General features: G+C 45.1%; 7 protein-coding genes. 5 read left to right on the top strand and 2 right to left on the bottom strand.

Features of this window, described 5'->3' with window-relative positions; translation table 11 throughout:
* Positions 1–33 precede the first annotated feature (33 nt).
* From ABY436_RS08530 to ABY436_RS08545, 4 genes are read left to right on the top strand one after another with little or no spacing between them, the layout of a single operon-like run.
* Positions 34–1,215: an ABC transporter permease gene (locus ABY436_RS08530; RefSeq protein WP_372738551.1), complete on the top strand. Its 1,182-nt coding sequence runs from the start codon at positions 34–36 to the stop codon at positions 1,213–1,215.
* Between the two features lie 3 nt (positions 1,216–1,218).
* Positions 1,219–2,466 (top strand): ABC transporter permease, encoded by a 1,248-nt coding sequence (locus ABY436_RS08535; RefSeq protein ID WP_372738552.1) that lies wholly within the window; start codon positions 1,219–1,221, stop codon positions 2,464–2,466.
* The gene (locus ABY436_RS08540; RefSeq protein WP_372738553.1) at positions 2,467–4,290 is read left to right on the top strand and encodes a dipeptide ABC transporter ATP-binding protein; all 1,824 of its coding nucleotides are present in this window, start codon (positions 2,467–2,469) and stop codon (positions 4,288–4,290) included.
* Positions 4,291–4,299: 9 nt separating this feature from the next.
* Positions 4,300–5,181 carry a LysR family transcriptional regulator gene (locus ABY436_RS08545; RefSeq protein WP_372738554.1) on the top strand — a complete coding sequence of 294 codons (882 nt, stop codon included), beginning with the start codon at positions 4,300–4,302 and terminating at the stop codon, positions 5,179–5,181.
* Positions 5,182–5,244: 63 nt separating this feature from the next.
* Here ABY436_RS08545 and ABY436_RS08550 read toward each other — a convergent pair whose 3' ends face one another.
* On the bottom strand, positions 5,245–6,102 hold the full coding sequence (locus ABY436_RS08550; protein ID WP_372738555.1) for a phytanoyl-CoA dioxygenase family protein: 858 nt from the start codon (positions 6,100–6,102) through the stop codon (positions 5,245–5,247).
* Positions 6,103–6,117: 15 nt separating this feature from the next.
* Positions 6,118–6,666 carry an HD domain-containing protein gene (locus ABY436_RS08555; RefSeq protein WP_372738556.1) on the bottom strand — a complete coding sequence of 183 codons (549 nt, stop codon included), beginning with the start codon at positions 6,664–6,666 and terminating at the stop codon, positions 6,118–6,120.
* Between the two features lie 234 nt (positions 6,667–6,900).
* On the opposite strand from ABY436_RS08555, the gene ABY436_RS08560 reads away from it, so the two are divergent.
* On the top strand, positions 6,901–7,200 hold a 300-nt coding region (locus ABY436_RS08560), incomplete at its 3' end, for a flavodoxin family protein (protein ID WP_372738557.1).

Below are 7,200 nucleotides of genomic sequence, written 5' to 3' on the forward strand. Positions count from 1 at the left end.
AGGGTTAACACGTTATGTTTATGGAGTCCGGTTGTGATTGCCGATTTTTTTACCAACACCTGGTTGTTGTGGGTTCTACTCAGTGTGGCTGGATTTTTGTTTTGGCGTAGCCGTAGCAGCCAGTACTTTCATTACGTACTTAACCGTTACCTGCTGGCGTTAATGACACTACTGATCGTGAGCGGCATTGTTTTTTCATTGATGGAAGTATTACCCGGTGATTGTGCCGAAAAGTATATTGCTTATAAAAGTACTCAAGGGGAGATGATTACACAGGCGGATATTGCTGCTGAAAGATCACGAATGGGTTTGGATCGCTCTTTAGTGGTTCGCTGGAGCAGTTGGATTACTGATCTCACATTAAGAGGTGATCTGGGTTTTAGTTGCGCTAAGCGTCAGTCAGTCAATGTTGCATTGGGTGATCGCTTCTGGATGAGTTTTGGCTTCTGTATTGCTGGTTTAGTGTTTGCCTATTTGATTGCAGTCCCTTTTGGCATTCTCTCGGCTTACATGATCAATAAACCCTGGCTGGATACGAACCCGCAGCATAGCCAAAAACAACGCCTGATTAACTCGCTTGGTTTGAGTTTTAACAAGTTGTTAGATCTTAAGTTACGCGTTATCAGTTATCTGGGGTTGGCATTACCTAATTTCTTATTAGCGTTGAGCATTATTTTACTTTACGTATTTGCAGGTGAACCCGTACCTACGGGTTTGTTTTCAGATCAATGGAGTAATGAGCCTTGGTTTGGTGCGAGTGGATTTCAGTACGCTAAGTTAACTGATTTTCTGAGCCATATCTGGCTACCCATTTTTGTTATTGGCTGGGCTGCAACCGCACTGCAATTACAAACGGTGCGCGCTTTAGTCGTTGATGAATCTAATAAGCTTTATGTTGATGCCGCCCGTGCTCGTGGTGTGCATGGTATGAGCTTATGGGTGGGCTACCCCGTCCGTCATTCAATTAGCCCGCTGTTTAACAGCATTGGTTTCGATTTTCAGCGAGTATTTAATGATCTGCCTATCGTAGCCGTGGTTATCGGCCTTACAGATTCAGCAGCACTACTAATTGAAGCATTGGCCATGACGAATGATCAGGAGATGGCCGCCGCGATTCTCTTTCTGGTGGCCTTGGTTGTTATCTCGATGAATTTTATGACTGATATCGTTCTGGCGGCGATCGATCCGCGAGTCCGTAAGAGTGTACTTGGATAGATTATGATGAGTAGTGTATTGGCCCGTTTTGGGCAAAAAACTAAAACATCGCAAGATGAGTCTTATTACACCGCGGGCCAGTTAGCGTTGATCAAAGCACGCTTTACGCGCAAGGCCAGCGGAGTAGTCGCGGGTTGGGTATTGGTATCTATCATTCTGATGGGTTTCTTTGCACCGTTTTTCTCTCCGGTAGACCCATCCATTCGTGGTGCTGATGCTGAATACCGACGAGGAGCACCACAAGCCTTTTTCTTTTGGGATAAGCAGGGCGTTTCTTTACGTCCATTTACGTACACATACAGCAAAAGCAAACCCAAAATTGATTTTCAAGCACTGGCCGCTAGTGGCGGTTTGGATGCACTTGATGCACTGACTTCCAGCGGTGCGCTGAGCTCCTCCTCACAGAATAAATATAACGTCGATAGAGATAAACGACGTTATGTGCAGTTCTTTGTTAAAGGGTGGGAATACAGCCTGATTGATTTCAGTATGGCGGGCCTGGATTTGGATCTTCGTTGGGATCGACACTTGTTTGGTGTTGAACAGGGCGATATTCATCTAATGGGCACAGACGAAGATGGCAAAGATGTATTCAGCCGTACCCTACATGCGGTGTGGGTAACGGTGAGTATTGCCGTGGTTGCTTTGATCGTTAAGCTGTTTACTTCCTTGCTGGTAGGTGGCGTCAGTGGCTATTTTGGCGGGCGAGTTGATGCGGTGCTAATGAGCTTTACAGAAGCGGTTCGTGTTATCCCATCGATCCCTGTTTACCTGGCGTGTGCTGTTGCCTTATCAAGTATGGATCTTACCTCTGTGCAGCGTTACTTTGCGATTGCTGTGGTTATCGGGGCGCTAGATTTTGCTACGCTAGGGCGGCGTTTGCGTACTCACATTCTAACTGAGCGAAATCAGGATTATGTATTAGCGGCGCAGCTGTGTGGCTCCAGTAGCTGGAAGATCATTTGGCGCCATCTGATACCGAGTTTCACGAGTTATATTATCGTCGATACCTTGATTAACTTTCCTTACGTCATCTTGGCAGAAACCAGCCTTAGCTTCTTGGGATTAGGCTTAACTGAACCGGTTAATAGCTTGGGTGTTTTACTGCAAAAAGCTCAGGACCCAGATATTCAGCAAAATATGATTTGGCAGTTCTTTCCGGTACTCGTTTTTGTGGTGTTAATTATGGCTTTTGTTTTTGTTGGCGACGCTCTGCGCGATGCTGCTGACCCTTATTCGGAGAAGAAATAAATGATGATTAATAAAAGCATGCACACTAATCTGCTTGAAATTCGCGATCTAAGTATCGACTTCAATACCGATGAAGGTTTAGTTCATGCCGTTGATAATATTAGCCTTAATATTCGCCCGGGTGAGGTGATGGGGCTTGTTGGCGAAAGCGGTTCTGGTAAGTCGATCACCGCGAAAAGTATCATGCAGCTACTGCCGGGCAACGCCATTATTCAGCCGCAGAGCCAGTTGCGACTTTGCCACGACAACAGTGATATCGATATTCTAAAGCTGCGCGGCCGCGACTTACGCAAAGTGCGTGGTGATATGGTTTCAATGATATTCCAAGAACCTATGGCCAGCTTTGCACCAGCGATTCGTCTCGGTGAACAGATCGTAGAAACCATGCAGATTCATTTGGGTTACAGTCGTGAACAAGCTCGTCGAGAAGGAATTGCCTTGTTTGATCGCGTTGGTATTGTTGATCCTGCCCGACGCTTCGATCAGTACGTGTTTGAGTTGTCAGGGGGGATGCGACAGCGCGCCATGATTGCTATGGCATTATCAACAAAGCCTAAGTTACTGATCGCAGATGAGCCTACCACTGCTTTGGATGTAACGATTCAGGCGCAAGTATTGGAGTTAATGCTAGAGCTGCGCGAGCAGATGGGCATGGCAATGTTGTTTATTACGCATGATCTGGGCGTTATTTCCAAAATAGCCGATAACGTAACAGTGATGCGCAAAGGCGAAGTGGTGGAGGCGGGCAATGCAGACCAAGTGTTGTTTAGGCCCCGGCACCACTACACCCAGCGCTTGTTAGCCGCTTTACCGAATTTGGATAACTTACCTGAAGCACCAAAGGAGAAACCGCAGGCGCTCCTTAGTATTAATGATCTTTCAGTAAGCTATCCAATGGCAGGAAACAGCCGTAAACAAGAGATGTTTACGGCGGTAAAGAATATCTCGTTGGATTTGCCGGAAGGGCAAATTATCGGCTTGGTGGGTGAGAGCGGTTCTGGCAAGACGTCGTTAGGTAAGGCTCTTTTGGGAGCTGCACCTATTAGTGAGGGAAGTGTTAAGTATTACGGCACTAAGAAGAAAGTGCATTTTGGCGCAAGCAAACGCCTTAAGCGTAAACGTTTATCCAAAACGGCACAGATGGTGTTCCAAGATCCTCATAGTTCGCTGAATCCAAGAATGACGATTAGAGATATTATCGCTGAGCCGTTGGAGGCTATGAAGTTAACCTCCAGCCGAGAAGAAACCGACCAGCGTGTAATAGAGGTTGCTAAGCGCTGCCATATTGAAGTTGAACATTTACGGCGGTTTCCGCATGCTTTTTCAGGTGGGCAAAGGCAACGAATCAGTATTGCTCGGGCACTGGTGTGTAATCCAAAATTTATTGTGGCGGATGAATCGGTGGCGGCACTGGATGTGTCGATTCAGGCCGAAATCCTCGCTCTATTAAAAGAGCTAAGGGCTGAGCTAGGTCTGACTATTTTGTTTATCTCACACGACCTTAGCGTGATCGCTAATTTATGTGATTGGGTGTGTGTGATGAAAGATGGTGCCATGGTTGAGCAGGGTACTGTCAGGCAGATTTTTCTTAAGCCTCAACAACCTTATACTCAAAAATTAATTGCTTCTATTCCACTGTTAGAATCGCCACAAGCTCGGCTTGATCGCTTGCCTGAATACACAGAGACCCAGGTACAGAATCAGGCACAACCACCAGAACTTTCTAAAAAGGCTCCTGTAAGAGGATCTATAAGGGCATCGATAAAAGAGCCTTCGATGATGGCATCGTCTATAAAATCGCACAATGAAGAGCGGCGTTGTTAAGGCTCTTTTATGGATTATTCATTAGCAGAAGTGCGTGCTTACAATGCGGTAATTCAATGTGGAAATTTTACGCGGGCAGCACAGCAGCTGTCCGTTAGCCAACCGGCTATTACAGCGCAAATTCGCAAGTTAGAGTCGCGCTTTGAAGCACCTTTACTAGAGCGCTTTAGTCGTGGCTTGAGGCCTACAGAGTTGGGTAAACGCCTTTATCAAATCACGTGTCAGTACAGTGATTTACAAGGGGCAATAGAGGCACTGGCTAACCCGCAAACGACCCCCGGTAAAATGACATTACGTGTGGCTACCGCCTCGCCGTTGGTGTTTATGCCATTAATCGCACAGTTTAATCAGCGATTCCCCGAGGTCACTTTAAAAATAACCTCTGTCACCACACTGCGTTGTAAAAAAATGATACTCAACCGCGAAGTGGATATCGGTCTCTTTCCATCTGATGAGTTGGAGCCAGGGCTTTCTCGGTTTGCTTATTCGTCCCACCGACTTATGGCTATTGTGAAATCTAACCATCCTTTGGCGATGCAAAAGAGTCTTAGTGTGACGCAGTTAGAAGGGGAACCTTTGATTTTTTATAAGCCGGAAGCCTGTACTCAGCAGTTGTTAACTGCGTTATTTCGTAAATCCAATATGAATGCGAACGCTCATATTACGGTGGATGGTCGTCTTGATATGTGCGAAGCGGTTGCCTATGGGCTAGGCATTGGTTTTGCGTTAGAGCAGGATATACGCCCCGATGAACGCTTACGTACAGTATCGATAACTGAGGCCTCTGCAGGTGTGCTAGAACATGTTGTTTGGCAGAAAAACCGTAGTGCATTGCCGGGGATCAGGGACTTCATACAACTTACTTTTGAGCAGCGCAGTGTAAAAGAGTAATTAACTCTTTTATAAAGCAGCCCTCCTTTATTGATAGGAGGGCTTTTATTGTTTGTTCCGTATTTACTCGGCTAACTCTCTATGGGCCGTGGGCGTTGCTATATGGAATTTTGGATTATCAAATTCACGATGTTTCATATCATAATATGCTTGGTAGAAATCACCGTCGCTTTCTGCATTAAAGGTAAAGAACATGGCTCTACGAGTCATGTTTGAGCTGTTTATTTCTGAGTAATGGGGTGCGTAAGAGTCAAATAGAACCACATCACCTTTTTTAGCAGTCACAGGCGTCCAGCGAATCTGCTCACTTATATCCTGACATATATTGCCATGAGTACGCCCACCTTTATCGCTATCAAGTATAGGCAGGTTACCATTAAGAGTGCTTACCCGCGTGGTGTTCAAGTCCTTGAGGTCTTCTAAGTAGTTTTCAGGAAAGAAAAGACAACCATTTTCGATGGTAGCATCATCCAAAAAAATAGCGGCGGTGATATGGTAAGTTGGCTTAAACTGATCATAAGCGATGATATCTTGATGAGGTGCGAATGCGCCACCACCTGGATTTTTTGCGTTACATTTATCTTTGAATAAAACGAATTTTTTTTGAGTCAGTTGTTCTATCAGAGTTTGTAGCTTCGGAATGATTTTAGTACGAACAGCTACACTGTATCCACTGATGTATTCATAACGGCACACTTTGTTTGCGTTATCTATTTCAGGAACAACAATGAGTTCATCAGTGTTTTTATTGTAAAACTCTGTGAGAGTATCTCCATTTTTTGCAATGCTTTTAAGTAATTGCTCGGAACGTGTATAGAGCTCTTGGCTTGCATTGTCTAAGGTTTCAATATCATCGCTATTGAGTGCTTGTTGTAAGGCGATATAACCTTTTTGAGAAAATGTTTGTGCGTCGTTTAGCATGATGAATCCTGAGAATTAGGCGGGTATTGTTACTGTTGAAATAGCGGCTTCAAGGTATGGCAAGTAATGCCTAATGCCGTGCTGACTGAGTTCCTGTACTTTACCTTCATCATCCCAACGGCGAAGTTTAATAGATGCTTGGGCAAACGGGTCTTGTAAGAAAGCCTGTTGCTCCGATACTGACATCAAGCCACCCTGATTATTGAGTGAGTCGAGCGAGGCTGCAGATAATCCCGCTAAATACCCATCTTCAACCGCACAAAGGTAGCGTTTTGCCTGGGCATGTAAGCGGATAGGCTCGGTGACTTCTTTAGGAAAGTAAGGTGCTAAAAATTCAGCGCCAATAACGTCATGTTTATAATTACCAAAAGCTAAATCTGTTGCGGCGATCAAGTGTCCAATATCGTGCAAAAGGGCGGCAACTACCAGCTCAGAAGATTCCCCTGCTATGATTGCCAGTTCTGCACACTGAACGGCATGTTCTATCTGGTTGATATCTTCACCATAGGTTTGATTACCCTGAGCATCAAACAAAGAGGCTATTTGTTGAATAAATATGTGCATGGTTACCATCATTATAGAGTGAGTTATATGGGTTAAAGTGCTGGCTATGACGTTTCTCGTGAGCTATAGCGAGTCATCAGTGTTTCCATAAATGGTGCAATAATAATGTGACAGGATGATTAAGAAAAAGTGACACTAATGTATAAGGGCTGTCGTACATATTCAGTGGGGTGTATGTTTGTGTCAATACGATCAATAATAATCGAATAGTCATTGGCGAGAGTGGTAATACCGATGAAAACACTTTTAATCGTTGCACATGCACCTTCTGAAAACACACGCCTGATGGCCGAAGCGGTTTTGAAAGGCGCACAACACCCGGATATTGAACAAGTACACGCCCGCTGGGTTCCGCCGTTGGAAGCGACTCCGGAGGATGTCTTGGCGTGTGACGCCATTATTATGGGTACCACAGAAAACCTGGCTTATATGAGTGGTGCACTTAAGGACTTCTTTGACCGCTGTTATTACCCTTGTCTGGAAGCAAAGCAGGGATTGCCCTGTGCTTTATACGTACGTGCCGGTAATGATGGT

It is taken from the genome of Neptunomonas sp., assembly GCF_041601355.1.
Lineage (GTDB): Bacteria > Pseudomonadota > Gammaproteobacteria > Pseudomonadales > Balneatricaceae > Neptunomonas.

Coding starts and splice junctions, on each gene's coding strand:
- ABY436_RS08535 (WP_372738552.1), top strand. CDS start 1,219: ATGATGAGTAGTGTATTGGCCCGTTTTGGGCAAAAAACTAAAACATCG.
- ABY436_RS08540 (WP_372738553.1), top strand. CDS start 2,467: ATGATGATTAATAAAAGCATGCACACTAATCTGCTTGAAATTCGCGAT.
- ABY436_RS08545 (WP_372738554.1), top strand. CDS start 4,300: ATGGATTATTCATTAGCAGAAGTGCGTGCTTACAATGCGGTAATTCAA.
- ABY436_RS08550 (WP_372738555.1), bottom strand. CDS start 6,102: ATGCTAAACGACGCACAAACATTTTCTCAAAAAGGTTATATCGCCTTA.
- ABY436_RS08555 (WP_372738556.1), bottom strand. CDS start 6,666: ATGCACATATTTATTCAACAAATAGCCTCTTTGTTTGATGCTCAGGGT.